This is a genomic window from Mucilaginibacter sp. PAMB04274 (genome assembly GCF_039634385.2).
Lineage (GTDB): Bacteria > Bacteroidota > Bacteroidia > Sphingobacteriales > Sphingobacteriaceae > Mucilaginibacter.
Genome location: NZ_CP155081.2, coordinates 2,482,395 through 2,502,368 on the forward strand (window position 1 = coordinate 2,482,395; position 19,974 = coordinate 2,502,368).

20 protein-coding genes are annotated in these 19,974 nt (G+C 40.4%); 12 read left to right on the forward strand and 8 right to left on the reverse strand.

All coding sequences use genetic code 11. The annotated features are described in order from the left end of the window. Positions 1–54: 54 nt before the first annotated feature. Entirely contained in the window at positions 55–258 is a 204-nt protein-coding gene (locus ABDD95_RS10480) for a hypothetical protein (RefSeq protein ID WP_345951840.1), read from the reverse strand. A 441-nt stretch (positions 259–699) separates the two neighbouring features. On the opposite strand from ABDD95_RS10480, the gene lysA reads away from it, so the two are divergent. Both lysA and ABDD95_RS10490 read left to right on the forward strand, forming a co-directional pair. Next, entirely contained in the window at positions 700–1,887 is a 1,188-nt protein-coding gene (gene lysA, locus ABDD95_RS10485) for a diaminopimelate decarboxylase (RefSeq protein WP_345951841.1), read from the forward strand. Between the two features lie 235 nt (positions 1,888–2,122). After that, positions 2,123–3,478, forward strand: coding sequence for a GH1 family beta-glucosidase (locus ABDD95_RS10490; protein WP_345951842.1), 1,356 nt, complete (start codon positions 2,123–2,125; stop codon positions 3,476–3,478). A gap of 7 nt (positions 3,479–3,485) precedes the next feature. On the opposite strand, the gene ABDD95_RS10495 is transcribed toward ABDD95_RS10490, so the two are convergent. Continuing rightward, positions 3,486–5,522 carry a HAMP domain-containing sensor histidine kinase gene (locus ABDD95_RS10495; RefSeq protein WP_352432935.1) on the reverse strand — a complete coding sequence of 679 codons (2,037 nt, stop codon included), beginning with the start codon at positions 5,520–5,522 and terminating at the stop codon, positions 3,486–3,488. A gap of 216 nt (positions 5,523–5,738) precedes the next feature. Between ABDD95_RS10495 and folB the strand changes: the two genes are divergently transcribed. After that, positions 5,739–6,089, forward strand: coding sequence for a dihydroneopterin aldolase (folB, locus tag ABDD95_RS10500; RefSeq protein WP_345951844.1), 351 nt, complete (start codon positions 5,739–5,741; stop codon positions 6,087–6,089). 5 nt (positions 6,090–6,094) lie between these two features. On the opposite strand, the gene ABDD95_RS10505 is transcribed toward folB, so the two are convergent. Further along, positions 6,095–6,544, reverse strand: coding sequence for a thioesterase family protein (locus ABDD95_RS10505; protein WP_345951845.1), 450 nt, complete (start codon positions 6,542–6,544; stop codon positions 6,095–6,097). A gap of 138 nt (positions 6,545–6,682) precedes the next feature. Between ABDD95_RS10505 and ABDD95_RS10510 the strand changes: the two genes are divergently transcribed. Continuing rightward, a complete protein-coding gene (locus ABDD95_RS10510; RefSeq protein ID WP_345951846.1) occupies positions 6,683–7,123 on the forward strand; it encodes an Hsp20/alpha crystallin family protein in 441 nt (146 codons plus the stop codon). Positions 7,124–7,206: 83 nt separating this feature from the next. On the opposite strand, the gene ABDD95_RS10515 is transcribed toward ABDD95_RS10510, so the two are convergent. Beyond that, positions 7,207–7,698, reverse strand: coding sequence for a YajQ family cyclic di-GMP-binding protein (locus ABDD95_RS10515; protein ID WP_345951847.1), 492 nt, complete (start codon positions 7,696–7,698; stop codon positions 7,207–7,209). Positions 7,699–7,844: 146 nt separating this feature from the next. Between ABDD95_RS10515 and ppk1 the strand changes: the two genes are divergently transcribed. The 7 genes from ppk1 to ABDD95_RS10550 all read left to right on the forward strand — a co-directional run bounded on the left by ppk1 (position 7,845) and on the right by ABDD95_RS10550 (position 15,464). Further along, positions 7,845–9,902 (forward strand): polyphosphate kinase 1, encoded by a 2,058-nt coding sequence (ppk1, locus tag ABDD95_RS10520; protein WP_345951848.1) that lies wholly within the window; start codon positions 7,845–7,847, stop codon positions 9,900–9,902. After that, positions 9,899–10,780, forward strand: a complete 882-nt coding sequence (locus ABDD95_RS10525; protein WP_345951849.1) for an exopolyphosphatase — start codon at positions 9,899–9,901, stop codon at positions 10,778–10,780. Before ppk1 ends, ABDD95_RS10525 begins: the two co-directional genes overlap by 4 nt. Before the next feature lie 155 nt (positions 10,781–10,935). Continuing rightward, positions 10,936–11,496: a UbiX family flavin prenyltransferase gene (locus tag ABDD95_RS10530; RefSeq protein WP_345951850.1), complete on the forward strand. Its 561-nt coding sequence runs from the start codon at positions 10,936–10,938 to the stop codon at positions 11,494–11,496. A gap of 209 nt (positions 11,497–11,705) precedes the next feature. Then, positions 11,706–13,025, forward strand: a complete 1,320-nt coding sequence (gene mtaB / locus ABDD95_RS10535; RefSeq protein ID WP_345951851.1) for a tRNA (N(6)-L-threonylcarbamoyladenosine(37)-C(2))-methylthiotransferase MtaB — start codon at positions 11,706–11,708, stop codon at positions 13,023–13,025. A 28-nt stretch (positions 13,026–13,053) separates the two neighbouring features. Further along, entirely contained in the window at positions 13,054–14,235 is a 1,182-nt protein-coding gene (locus tag ABDD95_RS10540) for a prolipoprotein diacylglyceryl transferase family protein (RefSeq protein WP_345951852.1), read from the forward strand. Beyond that, entirely contained in the window at positions 14,228–14,695 is a 468-nt protein-coding gene (locus tag ABDD95_RS10545) for a GtrA family protein (RefSeq protein WP_352432936.1), read from the forward strand. The genes ABDD95_RS10540 and ABDD95_RS10545 overlap by 8 nt, the downstream gene beginning before the upstream one ends. Then, positions 14,676–15,464: an inositol monophosphatase family protein gene (locus tag ABDD95_RS10550; RefSeq protein ID WP_345951853.1), complete on the forward strand. Its 789-nt coding sequence runs from the start codon at positions 14,676–14,678 to the stop codon at positions 15,462–15,464. Before ABDD95_RS10545 ends, ABDD95_RS10550 begins: the two co-directional genes overlap by 20 nt. A 134-nt stretch (positions 15,465–15,598) precedes the next feature. On the opposite strand, the gene ABDD95_RS10555 is transcribed toward ABDD95_RS10550, so the two are convergent. Both ABDD95_RS10555 and purB read right to left on the reverse strand, forming a co-directional pair. Further along, entirely contained in the window at positions 15,599–16,147 is a 549-nt protein-coding gene (locus ABDD95_RS10555; protein WP_345951854.1) for a NifU family protein, read from the reverse strand. 83 nt (positions 16,148–16,230) lie between these two features. Further along, positions 16,231–17,574: an adenylosuccinate lyase gene (gene purB / locus ABDD95_RS10560; RefSeq protein ID WP_345951855.1), complete on the reverse strand. Its 1,344-nt coding sequence runs from the start codon at positions 17,572–17,574 to the stop codon at positions 16,231–16,233. A 219-nt stretch (positions 17,575–17,793) separates the two neighbouring features. On the opposite strand from purB, the gene ABDD95_RS10565 reads away from it, so the two are divergent. Beyond that, positions 17,794–18,279, forward strand: coding sequence for a DUF4126 family protein (locus tag ABDD95_RS10565; protein WP_345951856.1), 486 nt, complete (start codon positions 17,794–17,796; stop codon positions 18,277–18,279). A gap of 171 nt (positions 18,280–18,450) precedes the next feature. Here the strand turns inward: ABDD95_RS10565 and ABDD95_RS10570 are convergent, their stop codons facing one another. Then, positions 18,451–18,861, reverse strand: a complete 411-nt coding sequence (locus ABDD95_RS10570; protein WP_345951857.1) for an OsmC family protein — start codon at positions 18,859–18,861, stop codon at positions 18,451–18,453. Between the two features lie 81 nt (positions 18,862–18,942). Continuing rightward, positions 18,943–19,974, reverse strand: coding sequence for a PorP/SprF family type IX secretion system membrane protein (locus ABDD95_RS10575; protein WP_345951858.1), 1,032 nt, complete (start codon positions 19,972–19,974; stop codon positions 18,943–18,945).

Genomic DNA, 19,974 nt, shown 5'->3' on the forward strand with positions numbered 1-19,974 from the left:
GCTTATTAGCCTCAAAGCAGAACCAAATTTGTAGTCAATAAAATCTTAAAATAATTAAGCCACTTGCGGAGGGCGAAGGATAGATTGGCTTACCTGCTGTGTTGACATCACTTGGTAATTGCCGGGGATGAGCCGCAGTAATTGAGCGTAAAATTTAAATGAAAAGCCGGAAGCAAAATACACGTCCTGATAAAGGCTTTTTTGTGTTTGGTGCTCGGCACTGCGTTCTTTTTCTTCGGCCTGTTTAATCTTTTTCATCAGATAACAGCGGCCGTTACAGTTAAGCCAGGGTTTAGCACGATTTTCACAAAGCTTTTCGGCAATGTATTTTTGGTTTACTTCGAAGCCTGCATAAATAAAGAGCCGCGTAAAGTTAGCGGTGATTATTATGCAAATTAAAAGTAAGGCTAAAAACCGTTTAAACATTGGCACAAAATTAACACTTTCCTATTACAACGCTTTAATGTTTATTGTTTTTATGTAAGGTGACTATCGAATATAATTGGTTGCACTAACTCGCACTGGATTTTCTTATCGTATGTAAGTTAGGTAAAAAGTAGTTTTTCAGTGTTAAAGGGCAGGTGAGGTAACCAAAAGCTTAGAATTTACGATTCACACCTACAAATTAAATTATAAGCTAATTAAAAACACACAGATAAACCTTACTTTTATGGCCTCTAATTAAGACAATAAAGCAGTATGTTCTCTAAAACCAGCATAGCACATTTCAATCAACTGGAAACCCCTTTTTATTACTACGATCTTGATTTGCTTCAGCAAACAGTAGCTGCTTGTATCGCAGCTGCACAGCCACACAATTACCACGTGCATTATGCACTGAAAGCCAACTTTAATCCTAAAGTGCTGCAAATTATACAGGCAGCGGGCATGGGTGCCGATTGTGTGAGCGGCAACGAAGTTAAGGAAGCCATAGCGCAGGGTTTTGATAAAAATAAAGTGGTATTCGCCGGTGTAGGCAAGTCCGACCGTGAAATCAACGCGGCGCTAGATGCTGAAATATTCTGCTTTAATGTCGAGTCTGTTCAGGAATTGGAAATCATTAATGAACTGGCGGCAGTTAAAGGTAAAGTTGCCCGTGTAGCTATTCGGATAAATCCTAATGTGGATGCACATACCCATCATTTTATTACAACCGGCTTAGAAGAGAACAAATTTGGCATTAATACCTGGCAACTTGACGATGTGATAACTACCTTGAAAAGCTGCGCTAATTTAGATTTCACAGGCATACATTTTCATGTTGGCTCGCAAATAACAAATCTTGATGTTTTCAAAAATCTTTGCGGTAGGGTAAATGAGTTAAGCAATTGGTTTGAGCAGCAGAACATGCCGGTTAAAGTGTTAAATGTAGGCGGTGGTTTAGGGGTAGATTACTATCAGCCCGATAATAACCCAATTGGCGACTTTAACAGCTTTTTCAAAATATATCGCGATCACTTAAAAGTGAAGCCGGGACAGGAAGTGCATTTTGAACTGGGCCGCGCATTGGTGGCACAATCGGCATCGTTGGTATCCCGGGTACTTTATGTAAAAAATGGTCAGAAAAAGAATTTTTTGGTGCTGGATGCAGGTATGACTGAATTGATACGGCCCATGCTTTACCAGGCTTATCACCACATCGAGAATTTAACGCGATTGCATGGAACCGAAGCAGCAACAGTTAATTATGATGTGGTTGGTCCGATTTGTGAAAGTACTGACAGTTTTAGAACAGATGTTGCTTTGCCCGAATCTAAAAGGGGCGATTTAATCGCTATCAGAACGGCGGGCGCTTACGGTGAGGTTATGGCTTCGTCGTACAACTTGCGCGACCGGGTGCAAAGTGTATATTCTACTCAGACTGAGCTGCTGGACGTACAACAATAATAACCCGCGCTTAACTTAGCGTTAATGCTTGGCCCGTAACTTCGTATTAATTCGAAACCGGGACACTTATGAAAGCATTACAATTAATTAAATCGCTACTGGTAAGCGTAAAAGAATGGATGGTGTTGCGCAGCTTCAAATCATCCTTTATTCATTAGTGAATAAACGGAACGATTTACTGTCAATATCCATTTATTATGAACAATTTGACCCTGATATAGTTCGGGTTATGTAAATGGATATTCATCATACTACCAATTCTTTCAATAAGCATTTATTCGGTCCCAATTTTCATTGGGGAGTTTCTACCGCTGCGTTTCAAACAGAGGGCGCATGGAATGCTAACGGAAAAGGGCCATCTATATGGGACACCTTTACGCAAAAAAAAGGTAAAGTTCACGGAAATCAGAATGCCTTTGTTGCCTGTGATTTTTATAACCGCTATGAGCAGGACATAGATCTGATCAAACAGCTTAATATCCCTAATTTTCGTTTCTCTATAGCTTGGTCGCGTATTTTGCCTGATGGAACAGGCATTGTTAACCAAGATGGTATAAACTTTTATAATAAGGTTATTGATTATTGCTTACAACAAGGGGTAGAACCATGGCTTACTCTTTACCACTGGGACTTACCACAAACCCTTGAAAATAGGGGGGGCTGGACCAACAGGGAAAGTATAGAATGGTTTTCGGGCTTTGTGGAGCTGTGTGCCAAGCACTTTGGCGACCGGGTTAAACATTGGATGGTGATGAACGAGCCGGCGGTATTTACAGGTGCCGGTTACTTTTTAGGCTTACACGCACCGGGCCGTACGGGTTTAAAAAACTTTTTACCGGCGGTACACCATGTTACTTTAAGTATAGCAGCTGGTGCGCGTAAATTACGCAGCTTGCTTCCTGATGTGGTAATCGGTAATACATTTTCCTGTTCTCACATTGAACCTTATAGTGCTAAAGCTAATGACGTGGCAGCAGCAAAGCGCGCCGACGTATTAATAAACCGGCTGTATATAGAGCCACTTCTTGGCTTAGGGTACCCGATTGCAGATTTGCCGGTACTGCAAAAGCTAGAAAAGTATTTTAAGCCCGGCGACGAAGATGCTTTAGCATTTGATTTCGACTTTATAGGTTTGCAAAACTATACGCGTGAGGTGGTTAAGCATTCGTTCTTTACTCCGTACATCAGCGCTAAATTGGTTGAAGCTAAAACACGCAATGTGCCCTTAACAGAAATGGGATGGGAAGTTTACCCGCAGGCCATGTATGAGATTTTAAAAAAGTTTAGCGCTTATCCGCAAATTAAACGCATACTTATTACCGAAAATGGTGCGGCATTCAAAGATACCTTACAGGATACACGTGTAAACGATATTTTGCGTATTCAATATATACAGGATAATTTACAACAATTACTGAAGGCAAAACAGGAGGGATGCCCAGTAGATGGTTACTTTATATGGACACTCACAGATAATTTTGAGTGGGCTGAGGGCTACCGCCCGAGATTTGGTTTGGTGCATATTGATTTCGAAACCCAACAACGCACCATCAAAAATTCTGGATATTGGTACAGGGATTTCCTAAAGTAAGTGCAATTTAGCTTTGCGCAGCAACTGGCGTCGCTGTCCGGGCTACCTGCTTCAATTTAACGTAAAATGTGGTGCCGTCCTGCGCATTGCTGTCAAACCAAATTTCGCCGTTGTGTAATTCTACAATTTGCCGGCAGATGGACAAGCCCAAGCCGAATGATTTTTCGCCAAGGGTGCCTGGCCGTTTGGCTTCCGTAAACATATGAAAGACAACGTTTTTCATGTCAACCGGAATACCAATACCATGATCATTCACTAAAATCTCGATATCATCTTCAATCTTAATAACCTTAACTTTAATTTTACTTCCTACCGGACTAAACTTTATAGCGTTGACTATAAGGTTACTAACAACCCTCCATATTTTTTCCCGGCTAATGAGTATTTCTTCAGATTCATCAAGCGCCTCCAATAAAATTTGCTGATTTTTTTCGGCTGCTTTAAATTTTAATAATTCAACGCTGTTATAAAGCAGATCGTTAATATCTACCCACTGTTTTTCTAACGCCCCGTTACTGTTATTAGTTGCTTCAAGTATCTCGTTAATGAGTTCAAGGCTATTATAGGCAGTATCTTTAACCAAACGTAAATAACCTCGTTGTTCGGCAGAGCAGTTGTCGTCTTCAATAACCGAGGTGGTAAGTGAGGCAATACCACCTATGGGATTGCGCAGGTCATGCACAACGGTGCGTAATATGCGGTCTTTTTCCTGGTTGCTCAATTCAAGCCCTGCTAGTGCTTTTTGTAAATCTTCGTTCTTGGCGTTAATTTGCAGATTAAGCTCGCTCATTGTACTAAGCAATCTTTTAGACTTTTTCCAATTTGCGTAAAGAAGCATCAGTATAGTAATAGCCATAACAAAAACCACAAGAGCAACAATTAAGTAAATACTCTTTAGCTCGTTGGTCCTTTTTAGCTCATTCACTTCATAGGCCCCTTCAAAACGTTTCAACTCTTCGGTAACGTCTGTTGCTTTTAGCGTAAACGTTTTTTTAAATACGGCTGCCTGTGATGCATTAAATTGTTTATAATACTTAACCGAATTAGCATACTGGCCTTTATGCTCGTAATAAGAAGCCATTAAACTATTCCAGTCGGTAACTGCTTCATCGTTATGCGCGGCGAGCAAGTTAGTTTGAACCAATTTTAGCACTAGAAACATAGAATCTATCTGATTCTGCTTTTCGTATAATTTAACCAGCTTCAGCTGCGATAAAAGTGCGTCGTTATTATCAAATCCTTCTTGGCTGTTAATAGAAATGCTTTTTTTAAGTAAAGCCTTTGCCTTATTAAGGTGATTAGTGTTGATGTAAACGGATGCCTGATTGCCATATATAACGCCGCGTGCAGCCTGCAACAATTTGTTGGCAACAGCATATTTTTTTGGCACATTATTTAAGAAAATTAAGGCTTTGTCAAAGTAAAACAATGCGCTGTCAGGCTCGTCAATCTTGTTGAAACTAATGCCAACATTATTAAGTAATTCCTGCCGGCGATAAAATGAACGAAAGGTCAGGTCGCAAGTCATGGTTTCATTAAAACTCGTCCGGAAAGATTGCGCTGCGAGCCGGTACCGTTCCTGCTTATAGAGTATCATACCCATATGGTAGCTGTAATCGCTTAGCATACAGTTGTGTAGTTTGCTGCTTTTGTTGGCTGCCAGCTTGCCTTGAAAATAATTTAAGTAAGCCTCATTATATTTATTCTGTCTAAACAAAACGTCACCTCTAAAAAAGCGAGCCTTGCCATACAGCGCAAGCTTGTTCTCCTGGTCGGTAGTAATTTGCGATAGCTTTAATAACTCGTCGGCATAACGCAAAGCCTTGTTATTGTCTCCTTTAATATGTAGATAATAGTTGTAATGAATTGTCAAGAAGTCGGCCCGTTGATTGGCAGATAAACTGGAAAGATCAATTATGGCAGAATCGAGGTAAAATACCGCTCGTGCTTGTTTCCCCGAATCGTAAAGCTTATTTGCAGAATCGATCACTACAGAAAAAGAAGCTTGCTTTGCTGATGAATGGCGTTGCTTGCAACCTGACAAACCCCAAATTAAGGCTATAGCACACAACCAATACCAAAATATCTTATTATAAAGAGTGTGTATACGATACCATAATAGTTGCATTAGTGATCAGCTGGGTTTATTACAATAATAAACTTATTCATCTATAAGTAATTAGAATTTTTTAATATTATTTTATTTAAATAGTAGCCTGAAATAATTTGAGATACCTTTGTTTACCAAGTTAACCACCTCATGATAAAAGTTGGATTGCACGAAGCCGAGTTTTTTGCCCGGCACGGATATTATAAAGAAGAACAAATCTTAGGGAATTATTTTGTTGTAAACATTGAAGCCAGCTTTCATCCCGTGGCTCAAAATATAGAAGATGAGCTTGTGAACACGCTCAATTACGAGCAGTTATACGAAATAACAACACGCCAAATGAAATTGACAAGGCAGCTGCTTGAGAGTGTAGCTCAAGGCATAGCCGATGATATAATGCAGCAATTTCCATATATACAAAAACTGGACGTGCAGGTAAAAAAACGCAATCCCCCCTTAAAGGGCAGCGTTGGTTCTTCAAGCGTTACAATATCTGTCTGATCAAATTAATTTGTGTTGGTAATAAGACCTGGCTCGTCATACTCTATCATGCGCTGCCGTTCGCGCTGTGGAATAGGTACCGATTTGTAGTTAGTATAATCGTAACTAATGCAAACCGATTTACCGGTTGTACAAATTTCTTCTTCACCATTGGGCCCAATTTTAACCACTACATAAATTACATCAAAACTGCTGTTGCCTATACGTGAGGTACGAAGGTAACAAGCAATTTGATCGTCAACTTTTATAGGCTTCAGGTAATTGATCTCCGAACGGCCTAATATTACACCATAACTCGACCAATCCCAATCAACAACTTCTTTCCAATAACTCAATCGGGCTATTTCAAAATAGCTAAGGTAAATGGTATTGCTAACATTTCCGTAGGCGTCGATATCTGAAAAACGTATGGGGATAACTGTTCGATATTTATAATTAGCTAAGTCTTTGGTCATTATGCGTCAAATTGTCTGTATAATATTGTTTTCAATGACATTGTGTCTTTAAAAACTCGAATTTTTGCGTTGGTATAACGCTTGTATAGTATGTAGCAACGAAAATAATTAAAAAACGAATTTTTGGAGGATATAAAAATGACTTTAGTAAAATTTAACAACGGACAAAGAAGAAATCAAGTAGCCCCACGCTTTATTGATGTGTTTGACTCATTGTTTAACGATCAGTATTTTTCGCCGGCTAATGTAAGTAAAGTGCCTTCTATAAATATCATTGAATCAGAAACAGGCTTTGATATTGAATTAGCTGTACCCGGTTTGAAAAAAGAGGACATTAAAATTAACGTGGAAAAAAATCTTTTGACCGTAGCTGCTGAGGCTAAAAAGGAAGAAAGCGCTCCAGTTAAAAATTATACAAAAAAAGAATTCAGCTATGCTTCATTCAGCCGTTCATTCACTTTACCTGAAAGTGTAGATCAGTCTAACATTGAAGCACAATATATTGACGGCGTACTTAAGTTGACCGTAGCTAAAAAAGAAGAAGCCAAATTACAAGCTCGCGAAATAGCAGTTAAGTAATTTGAACCATTTGTTTTCATAAGTTAAGTGTTGGTTTGGTTTGATAAGGCCGTCATGTTTAAAAGCATGGCGGCCTTTCTCCTTTAATTACGCATGTTAATGTATTGTAGGGGCTGGCCAAAGTCTTCGGTGCGGCAAAGGCTAATAACCGATTGCAAATCATCTATCTTTTTTGCTTGTACACGTACTTGGTCGTCCATAATAGACGCCTGTACTTTTAAACCGCTATCTTTAATTTTCTTCACGATTTTTTTGGCAATTTCTTTATCTATTCCTTCCTTAATACTTATTTCTTTGCGTATCATGTTACCCGAAGCATATTCTTCTTTTCCAAAATCAAGCGCTTTAGGGTCGAGCTGTTGCTTTACCATACGGCTGATAATAGAATCCTGAATGGCCTTTAGCCGCATATCATTCTCCGTTACTATGGTTAGATGATTTGTTTTCTTATCCAGTTCAACAGTGCTTTTGGAATCATTAAAATCAAACCGGTTCAAAATTTCTTTCTTAGCGTTATTGATGGCATTATCTAACGTTTGCGCATCTATTTTACTTACAATATCAAAAGAGGGCATAGGTATATGTTTAGTTTTACAAGCAAATGTAGGTGTTGTGCAAAGCAATTAGCGAAAACACATTAAAAATATTGAAGTTAATATTAACTTAACATCTAAATAAGCAGTTTTGCATACACACATGCGTTGCCTGGCAATGTCTATTTATGGCGCACAAAAACATTCCTTTAATTAATCGCGAGATAAGCTGGTTGTATTTTAACGACCGGGTTTTGCAAGAGGCGGCCGATATAACGGTTCCGCTTATAGACCGAGTAAAGTTTTTGGCAATCTTTTCATCAAACCTTGATGAGTTTTACCGGGTACGTGTAGCTACTTTAACCCGCTTATCTAACCTTAATGAAAAGTCAAAAGCATTATTGGGCTACAATCCCAAAAAGGTGCTTAATCAAATTAAAACGCTGGTTGTAAAACAGGAAAAAAAATTTAATAACCTGTACGACAATATCATTGTAAAGCAGCTGGCCGAAGAAAAAATATTCATCCTTAACGAAAAGCAGCTGAACGTGTCACGAGGCGCGTTTGTGAAAAAATATTTCCGCGAGCGGTTACTGTCAACGCTGGTACCTATAATGCTGGATGAAGACAAGCCGATGCCTGAGTTGCATGACCGGGCTATTTATTTTTTTGTTAAGTTGACCAAAGGCAAAAAAACACGTTTAGCACTAATTGAGTTGCCTGGTAACTTATCGCGCTTTTTGATATTGCCCGAAACCAATAATTTAAAATTTATAATCCTTATAGACGATATTATACGCTATAGTCTGGAGGACATATTCTTCATATTTGAGTATGATAGCATGGAGGCTTATTCCATTCAGCTAACTCGTGATGCTGAGCTGGACCTGGATAAGGAGGTAAGCGGTAAGTTTATAGATGCCCTGGCCAAAAGCTTACAAAAACGCCGGAACGGTAAACCCATGAGGTTATTGTATGATTCTGATATGCAGGATGATATGGTAGCTTACTTAAAACATAGGTTAGGATTAGGTGTAGAGAACATGATACCGGGTAACCGATACCATAACTTTAAGGATTTTATTAATTTCCCGAATGTTGGTGGCGCTGAATTAGAATACAAGCGCACCAAATCTTTACCGGTTGATGGTTTGTCTTTCGGCAAAAGCTTAATCAATTTTATTGCAGCGAAGGATTATCTGATCAGCACACCATATCAGTCTTTTGATTATGTCATTCATTTTTTACGCGAGGCGGCTATAGACCCTAAAGTGATCGAAATTAACATTTCGGTGTACCGCCTGGCCAGCGACTCGCGGGTTATGCATGCCCTAATTAATGCGGTACAAAATGGTAAGAAAGTAAATTGCCTGATAGAGTTGCGTGCCCGTTTCGATGAACAGAATAACATTCAATGGACTCGCCGGCTCGAAGAGGAGGGCATAAATGTTATACACGGCATACCCGGTTACAAGGTACATGCTAAAATTTGCATGATAACCCGCATGGAAAAGGGTAAACCAGCCTATTACGCTTGCTTATCAACGGGCAACTATAATGAGAAAACAGCACAAATTTATGCCGATCACACCTTACTAACCGCTAACAAAAAGCTAACCGGCGATTTAGTTCAGGTATTTAGAGCCATCAATAAAGGAACGTTACCAAAAGGCTTAAGTCATCTGATTGTGTCACCTGTTGATTCGCGTCCTGAAATATATAAACTAATAGATACAGAAATTAAGAATGCCAAAGCCGGCAAACCGGCCTATATGGTTTTAAAGATGAACAGCCTGGCCGACGAGCAATTAATTGCCAAACTGTATGAAGCCAGTAATGCTAACGTTAAAATTCAGTTAATTATACGAGGAATGTGTTGCTTAGTACCCGGTGTTGAAGGCTTTAGTAAAAACATCAAAGTAGTCAGCATTGTTGACAAGTACTTGGAGCATGCCAGGGTACATATATTTGCTAACGGCGGTAAAGAGCTTATTTACCTAACTTCGGCAGATTTTATGAGTCGTAACATTGATAACCGCGTCGAAGTTGGCTTTCCAATTTATGATCTCGACTTGCAGAAGCAAATAAGAGATATTATCAATTTACAATTGCAGGATAACACTAAATCGCGGGAAATAAATAAGACCAATACCAACAAATACCACCGTACCCGCACCGATATACATCACCGGGCACAGGTAGAAATATATGATTATCTTAAACAATTAAATAACCTAACAAATTGAGATACGCCGCAATAGATACTGGTTCAAACGCAGTACGACTGCTAATAGCCGACACAACCGACAATGATGGCAACGTTACATTTAAAAAGAACACGCTGATCAGGGTGCCTTTACGGCTGGGCGACGACGCTTTTTTGCAGCAGCATATATCAGACAAGAAAGCTGATGACCTGGTAAAAACGATGACTGCATTTAAAAATTTGATGGACGTATATAAGGTGAACGATTACATGGCTTGTGCAACATCGGCCATGCGCGAAGCCAAGAACGGTCCTGAAATAATTAAAAGAATTAAAGAAGAAGCTAACCTTGATTTGGAAATTATTCATGGCGAACGTGAGGCCAGCATAATCTATGCAAGCCATACCGGTATAGACCTGGATGAGAGCAAAACGTACCTTTACATTGACGTGGGCGGCGGTAGCACTGAGTTGTCGTTATTTGCGGAGGGTGAGTTGATTGCTTCTCAGTCATTTAATATTGGCACCATACGTATACTGGATAACCAGGATAAAGATGAAACCTGGAAAGAGATGCAGGATTTTGTCCGGCTGCACACCAAACATTTCAAAATTGTATATGGCGTAGGCACGGGCGGAAACATCAATAAGCTGTTTAAGCTAAGTGAGGAGAAGGATGGTGAACCCATGAGTTATGCCAAACTGAAATCACTGTACAGTTTCCTGTCATCTTACTCTCTTAAGGATCGCATTAATGTACTAAAGTTGAACCAGGATAGGGCAGACGTAATCATCCCAGCATGTGAGATTTATACCACTGTAATGAAGTGGGCCAACATCAAACAAATTTACGTTCCCACGGTTGGAATGGCTGATGGAATTATCCAAACTCTGATTGAAAAAAATTTACCGAAATAATTTTAAATTTATTTTAATAATTAAAAAACCTTTGCTACTTTTGTAATGCCCTCTCAAGGGCATGTTTTTCATAGGTAGATGTAGGGTCGAGTACGAGTTATTCGACCCTTTTTTATGCCCTCAACTTTCGTAGCTTTGTCTTGTTACGATATATCATGAAGAAGAAAATTGTAGTTGCTATTACCGGGGCCAGTGGGACTATTTATGCTAAACTTTTGCTGGAGCAATTACAGGGCCTGCACGAGCAAATTGCTGACGTATCTATTGTAATGTCTACCAACGCTAAGCAAGTTTGGGAATTCGAATTGAATAATACCGATTACCAAAAGATGCCTTTCAAATTTTATGACAAGCACGATTTTATGGCGCCGTTCGCATCCGGCTCTGCGCGGTACGATACGATGGTAATCATCCCGTGTTCAATGGGTACTTTGGGCCGAATTGCTGCTGGCGTATCTGACGACTTGGTTACGCGAGCCGCCGACGTGATTTTAAAAGAGCGCCGTAAGTTAATTTTGGTAGCTCGCGATACGCCGTTAAATTTAATTCACTTACGTAACATGACCACAGTGACTGAGGCGGGTGGTATCATTTGCCCGGCAATTCCTTCATTTTACAGCAAACCCCAAACAATTGAAGACGTTGCTATGACCGTAGTAAATCGGGTAGTTGATTTGATAGGCTTAGACCATAGCAGCTACCGCTGGAGTGAATAACAATAAATTAAGAAAGCTTAGTGGCTTTAAACATTCTTTGCTATATCGTTTCATGGCTTGAGGAAAAGAACAAAAAGGGTGTATTGGAAAAAGAGATTTTCAATAACTCATTAAAGCCATAATACGGTCATTTAGGCTAAGTACTAGCGCCACCTTTGGCCTAACTGTTTTTTGCTAATCACATAAAATTGTATCTTTGCAGCTTGATAATGAACAAGAAAGTTGCTTTTTATACCTTAGGCTGTAAGCTAAATTACTCCGAAACTTCAACCTTAGGCAGGCTGCTTAATAGCGCCGGCTTTGATACTGTTGAGTTTACGGATAAGCCAGACGTTTTTGTAATTAACACCTGCTCAGTAACTGAAAATGCCGATAAGAAGTGCAAGAAGATAGTTAAAGAAGCACTTAAAATTTCGCCTAACGCTTACGTAACTATTGTAGGTTGTTATGCGCAACTTAAGCCACAGGAGATTGCCGAAATTCCTGGCGTTGATCTGGTATTGGGTGCTGCCGAAAAGTTTCAATTGGTTGATCATATCAGCGACCTAACTAAACAAGGCAAGGCCGCAGTTCATAATCAGCCCGTATCTGAAGCGAACCAGTTTATTTCCTCTTACTCATTTGGCGATCGTACTCGCACCTTCCTTAAAGTGCAGGACGGATGTGATTACTCTTGTACATTTTGTACTATACCTATGGCCCGCGGAGCGAGCCGTAGCGACACTATTGAAAGCGCTGTTAACCAAGCCGTAGAGATTGCAGCTTCGGGCGTTAAAGAGATTGTGTTGACCGGTGTTAACCTGGGCGATTTCGGTATTCGAAACGGGCAGCGCGAGGATAAATTCTTTGACTTGGTTAAGGCATTAGACGAGGTTGAAGGCATAGACCGAATTCGCATTTCATCAATTGAACCTAACTTGTTAACCGATGAAATTATTCAGTTTGTGGCTACCTCCAAACGCTTTGTACCACATTTTCATATTCCGCTACAGTCAGGCTCAAACAAAATACTGGGCCTGATGCGTCGTCGTTATCGCCGTGAGCTTTATGTTGATAGAGTAGCTAAAATTAAGGAATTGATGCCCAACTGTTGCATCGGAGTAGATGTTATTGTTGGTTTCCCGGGCGAAACTCGCGAGGATTTTGTAGATACTTATAACTTTCTGAACAGCCTGGACATCTCTTACCTGCACGTGTTTACATACTCGGAACGTGAGAATACTTTGGCGGCAGAAATGCCGGGCATTGTTCCAGGTTCGACCCGTGCCGACAGGAGCAAAATGTTGCATATTCTATCTGAAAAAAAACGCCGTGCTTTTTATGATTCACAACTCGGCATAACCGATGAAGTGTTATTTGAGGGCGATAACAAGGATGGCTTTATGCATGGCTTTACACGTAACTATGTAAAGGTTAAAGCTAAGTTTGATCCTGTATTGGTGAATGAGTTAAAGACGGTGAAACTTACAGCGATCAGTGCAGACGGTGATGTTGAAATTACCGAAAGCGAAGAAATATTTGTGCATTAAGCTTATATTCGCTGCAAATTACTACCTGATGTTTCCAACCCTGTCCGATCTTCTGCAGTATCTAACCGGATTAAATATACCGCCATTACCTATACAAACTTTTGGCTTTTTTGTGGCCTTGGCTTTTATGGCTGCTTACTGGGCTTTTGCCCAGGAGTTTAAACGTAAAGAAAAGCTGGGTTACGTTCATTCATTTCAGCAAACGGTAACCGTTGGTCAGCCAGCATCTATTACTGAATTAATCACCAATGCCGTTTTTGGATTTATAGTAGGTTATAAAATAGTCGATATAGCCCTGAATTATCACACAATGATAGAAGACCCCCAAAGTTTTTTACTATCGACACGTGGTAACTGGATAGGTGGCATAATTGGCGCTGCGGCTATTGCATATTGGGCATATTATGAAAAAAAGAAAGAGCAGTTAGCTGAACCTGTTACCCAACAAGTAACCGTACACCCACATGACCTAATGGGCACCATTTTAGTATGGGCAGCCATATTTGGATTTGCAGGCGCTAAAATATTTAACGCACTTGAAAACTGGGGTGAATTTATGCAAGACCCGGTTGGTATGCTCATTGGCTTTAGTGGTTTAACCTTTTATGGCGGCCTTATTTGTGGTGGAGCCGCCGTGTTGTATATTGCCAATAAACATGGGATAAAACCGCTAACCATGCTAGACATTGGTGGACCTGGTATGATGCTGGCTTATGCAGTTGGTCGGATAGGTTGCCAAATGGCCGGAGACGGTGATTGGGGCATACCTAACTTGGAAGCAAAACCCAACTGGCTAAGATGGGCTCCCGACTGGATGTGGTCGTTCAAATATCCGCACAATGTGAGCATGGCCGATCATGATAACCCTATAGCGAACTGCGTTGGCAAGTTCTGTTACGAATTAAAGTTGCCGGTGTATCCTACGCCTTTTTATGAATGTGTAGTTTGCTTATTGCTGTTCCTGTTTCTATGGAGCATTCGCAACCACATCAAAACGCCAGGTATAATGTTCGGTATTTATTTAATTTTGAACGGCGTAGAACGATTTTTTATAGAGTTGATCCGCGTGAATACCAAATATCACGTGGCAGGTATACCTTTTACTCAAGCCGAACTTATCTCGCTCCTTCTGGTATTAACTGGTGTGGTGATGATTGTTACCGCTCAAAAAAGAAGAACCGTATTAGAGCACCGGGGTACTAATGGCTAATGAAACCTGGCAACGGCTTACTGCAAATAAGTTTACCCGCTTTTTATTTTCGGCAGGTTCAGGTTTTCTGGTTGATATATTTGCTTTTTATTTATTCGACAATTTCGTATTTACGCAAAAGCGCTATTTAATATTAGGGCACCAAACTGGTAATCATGCCTTATCGTTAATTATATCGTTTACCTTAGGGGTAATGGTTAACTTTCTAATCACCCGTTATCTTGTTTTTTCCGAATCTAAACTGCCCTTTGCTAAACAGTTTTCCCGGTTCTTAATGGTAGCCTTTGTTGGTTATTTTGCCAACCTTGAGGTACTCAAACTGCTTATTAAGTATTTATATCTCTCGCCTTCTGCAGCTCGTATAACGGCAGCGCTCAGTTTATTTTTTGCCAGTTTTTTTATTCATAAAATCTTTTCCTTTAATCTTTCGTTACGTAATCATGCTCGAACAAATCACTAAACAAGTAACAGAGGTAGCCCGCGAAGCAGGCGATTTTATACGTGAGGAACGTAAAAATTTCAGTGCAGACCGAATTGAATTTAAGGGCCTTAATGATCTGGTTTCTTACGTTGATAAGACAGCCGAACAAAAGATCGTGGCGTCTTTGGAAAAGATTCTGCCTGAGGCCGGATTTATTACGGAAGAAAAGACAACGACAAAAATAGGAGAGCGCTACAACTGGATTATAGATCCATTGGATGGCACAACGAACTTTATACATGGCGTTCCTGTGTTTTCCGTAAGTATTGCACTACAGGAGTATGATAAGCTGGTTTCAGGTGTTGTTTATGAAGTGAACCTGGATGAATGCTTTTATGCGAGTATCGATACGCCGGCCTATTTAAATGGCGCCGAAATTAAGGTAAGCAACACGCCTTCTATCTCAAGCAGTTTGTTAGCTACAGGTTTTCCGTATTATGATTTCACCAAGCAGCAGCAATATATAAACGTCTTTACCGAATTAATGAAAAGTTGCCACGGCTTGCGCAGGATGGGGTCGGCAGCAGTTGATTTGGCTTATACGGCTTGCGGAAGATTTGAGGCTTTTTATGAGTACAACTTAAACCCTTGGGATGTAGCCGCAGGGGTATTGATAGTAAGACAAGCCGGAGGAGATGTGGTTAATTTTAGCGGAGGTGACGAGGTAATAAACACCCGCGAATTACTGGCCACCAATGGGAAAATAACGAAGGAGATGCTGGAAATGATTAGTCAGCACTTTAAATAAAACGTAAATGCGAGATATGAAGCAATCTAGCCGCTAATCAATAATTAGCCTGCGTTTAACTTCATATCTCGCAATCACGAGTTTATTATTCGATGGGTTCGGGTAATTTAAGACATACCCAAAACACGGATTTGTTACAAAGCTTCTGATACTACTTCCTGAACTTCAGGAACCATGCGTTTCAATAAGTTCTCTATACCCGATTTTAATGTAAGGGTTGATGATGGGCAACCACTGCACGAGCCACGCAACTCAACAGTTACAACACCTTCGTTAAATGATTTGTAACTGATAGCACCACCGTCTTGCTCAACTGCAGGGCGTACATAGTCATGCAATATCTGCTGTATCTTTATTTCAGCATCCGTGCCCTCAAAGTTTACCTCTTCTTGTTCTGCCTCCTGAACTTTTAATTCAGCTTCAACAGCGCCTTTTACAAATTCCTTTAGTATGGGTTCAATATCGTCCCAGTCTGTACCTTCTGTTTTGGTTACCGTAACAAAGTTGCTTGCAAAAAACACACCGTTCACAAACGAAAATTTATATAGTTCTTTAGCGAATGGTGATTTTTCGGCACTTTCTTTGGTTGGATAATCTACACTGCCGTTAATCAGCAGTTTATTTACTATGAATTTCATAGTTGCCGGGTTAGGCGTAGATTCGGTATATACGTTGATATTCATGGGTATACAATTTTAATTGGAACAAATTTAAACAGCTTTTTGATTTAACAATGCACCACTACCGGTTTTGACCTCAACATGACTTATACGCCTGTGTAATTAGAAGGGGTAATTTGCTTCAATTCAGCCTTTACATCATCCGCTACTGCTAAGGCATCCACGAAGGTAGCTATACTAGCTGCATTAATTTGTTGGTTAGTCCGGGTAAGGTCTTTCAAAGCCTCGTACGGGTTAGGGAAGTTCTCACGGCGCAAAATAGTTTGGATAGCCTCTGCCACTACAGCCCAGTTATCCTCAAGGTCTTGCTTGATGGCTACTTCGTTTAACAGTAATTTATTTAAACCGCGTATAGTAGATTTAATTGCAATAAGCGAATGTGCTACAGGCACGCCAACGTTACGAAGCACGGTTGAATCTGTTAAATCGCGTTGTAACCTCGATACTGGTAATTTAGCTGCCAGGTGTTCAAAAAGTGCATTCGCCAAACCTACATTGCCTTCGGAGTTTTCAAAGTCGATTGGGTTTACTTTGTGTGGCATAGCCGACGAACCCACCTCTCCGGCTTTGATTTTCTGCTTAAAGTAATTCATGGATATGTAGCTCCACATATCGCGGTCCAGATCCATAACGATATTGTTAATGCGCTTTAATGAGTCGCATTGCGCTGCAAAGTTATCGTAGTGTTCTATCTGCGTAGTGTATTGTGAGCGCTTTAACCCTAAAATGTTATTTACAAAATGATTTCCAAAATCGGTCCAGTCAATAGCAGGATAGGCCACATGGTGCGCATTAAAATTACCTGTAGCACCACCAAACTTTGCAGAAAAAGGCACAGCCTTAGCCAATATCAATTGGTTCTCTATGCGCTCAACAAAAACTTCAATTTCCTTACCCAGACGGGTAGGTGATGCCGGCTGTCCGTGTGTATGGGCCAGCATAGGTACGGCTTTCCAGTCTTGCGCGTATTTTTTTAGAACAGCAAGCAAATCTTCTATAGCCGGATAGTAAACCTCATGCAAGGCTTGTTTAAAAGAATAGGGTATGGCTGTGTTATTAATATCTTGCGAGGTTAAGCCAAAGTGAATAAACTCTTTGTAATCCTGTAGGTTTAAGGTATCAAATTTTTGTTTGATGAAATATTCTACCGCTTTAACGTCGTGATTAGTAGTGCTTTCGATAATCTTAATAGCTTCAGCATCACTTTCAGAAAATTCCTGATAAATTACTCTTAGGCTATCAAATATGCTTTTATCAAAGCCTTTCAATTGCGGCAAAGGATGTTCGCATAAAGCAATAAAGTATTCAATTTCTACATAAACCCGGTATTTTATCAGAGCATATTCAGAAAAATAAGGTGCCAGTGTTGCGGTTGCGTTATGATAGCGGCCATCAACAGGTGATATGGCCATAAGCGGAGTAAGCGACATACTAGAAAAAGTTTTCGCAAAGGTAACAAAGTAGCCGGAATGTGCTTACTGCAAAAACGCAAGACCGCATCAATTAACAGGCACCCATAAGTAAACCTACCGGCAAAAGCGCAAGGAACGGTTATACTCTTATACTGATTCGTATAAAAATGGGCAATGATAGTCAAACACTATTCGTCTTTTTTATGTACTTGATATAACTAATAATTAAATGTAGCTATGAAATTCAAAATAACTAACCCGTTTTGGCAAGCAGTGGGCTTGGGCACTATAGCCGGTTTCCGTTCCATGTCGGCACCGGCGTTAACCAGTCATATACTAAGTCACCACCAGTCTAAAGCGTTAGCCAATTCTTCCTTGAGTTTAATGCAATCTAACAAAGTGGCTACTGCTTTCAAGCTTCTGGCCGTAACAGAATTTATTGGTGATAAGCTACCCAATGCTCCTGATCGTATCAAATTGCCGGTAATATCAGCCAGGTTTTTAGCTGGTGCACTTGCCGGCGCAAGTGTTTATAAAGCACGAGGCGGCCAGGCTTACGTGGGCGCTTTGTTAGGAGGCAGCGCGGCCATACTATCAACATTTGGTAGTTTCTATTTACGCAAAGCAACTGTAAAAGGCACTAAGATTATGGATCCTATCATTGGCGGTATTGAGGATGCACTGGTAATTGGTGCGAGTGCAGGCTTGGCAAAAGCAGCTTAATATTTTGTAAAACTGCACAATATGTAAGTGCATAAACAGTTATATAATTACTTACGATATTTGCATAAGTAACCAGATTAGTGTTTATGCAATAAAAGACTTCTTTAAGTAGAGGTGATTGTTTTAGAGTGATTGAAGCAGGCCGGGAAATTAAGCTTTCCGGCTTGTTTTTTATAACGAGACAAGGGTTTTCATCGCAATATTACCCGCAAGCAATTTATGGATAGGGCATGCTTCAGCAACTTGCAATAATCTTTCAACCTGTTCAGCTATGAGATCACCTTTAAAACTAAGGCTGGTTTCGATCAAATGGCCATCGTTTACTGCATAAATCTCTAACTCAGCCTTAATTTCGTCCACTACCCACATTTTTCTTTCGATATACATTCGTAGCGTAATAATAGTGCAGCTGCCTAAGCTTGACAGTAACAAGCCATAAGGCCCCATGCCGGTGTCACTTCCATTCAATTCTGCGGGTTCATCAACTATAATGGAATGATTACCGCTATTGGCTATCGTTTGATATTGTGTGCGCCCAATAGTAGTTGTAGCTTTGGCAACTAGTCTTTTTTCAGTATTCATAAGCAATAAAGGTACAGCTTTACGGCTATACCTTTACATGAGTGTGGAACAACAGGTGCCACGAATGAAATGAATTACTGATTAATAGAAATCGTAACAACGTGTTGATCCGATAAATTTTGGTGAGCCGGTACGAGACGGTAAGGTGGTTTCATATCCTAAGCTGCCCTCCGTTGTTCCGCTGGTGTTGCTGTAGTTTAACTTGGAGGTAGGCGCATCGTGGCTGATACCAAAACGCATTTTTTCGCCACCATCCTTGTTTATAAAAAGATCGAAGATGAAAGACACCACAAATGAACTTGGACCAGTTTGTCCTCCGCTACGGTACCATAAGCCCGCATTTACGCTACGGCGTTTGTATTGCATACCGGCACTTAATGAGGTTGATGATGCTTGCTTGTACATAACCACCGAAGGTATGACATATGACTTCTCATCCTCGTCGTAGTTATCGTATGGATTAAGATCCCAACGGTAGCTTAAGTGACCGGTTGCGCGCATTGGTAACTTTGCTGAAGCTCCGGTAAAAGATTGATCGGGACGGTTAATGTGTTGCAATGCGCCGCCAGCCATAAAATTGCCCATTACGAGGTTGATGCCGGCGCCAGCGTCAAAGTAAAATTTGTTATTCAACTGACCTAAATCGGCTGCTGATTGTGACCCGGGAATGTAACCCAGGCGAGGATCAATCTGGTCACCAAATACAAGCTTGCTGCGATCAATGGTACGGTTACCAATGCCCGCTTGTAAGCCAAACGATAAAACAAAATCATCAGAACCCACACTGTATGAATAGATGCCGGCCAGGTTATTTCTTAAATAATAAGCGGTACCCTCATTAGCACGTGTAAACATTAAACCTACGCCGCCACCAAATTTAGGTATGTTCAGGTCTACTGATGCGGTTAAGTAACTAAGTGCACCAGGGAGGGAAGACCACTGGTTACGGTAAATCATATTAACGCGTAAATCACCTTCAAATTGACCATTTAACGCCGGGTTTAAGTATACAGGCGAATTAAAGAATTGCGAATACTGATGATCCTGCGCCTTTGTAACGGCAGCTGTCAACAGCATCATAACGCTCAAAATATAATATCTGATTCTCGTCAT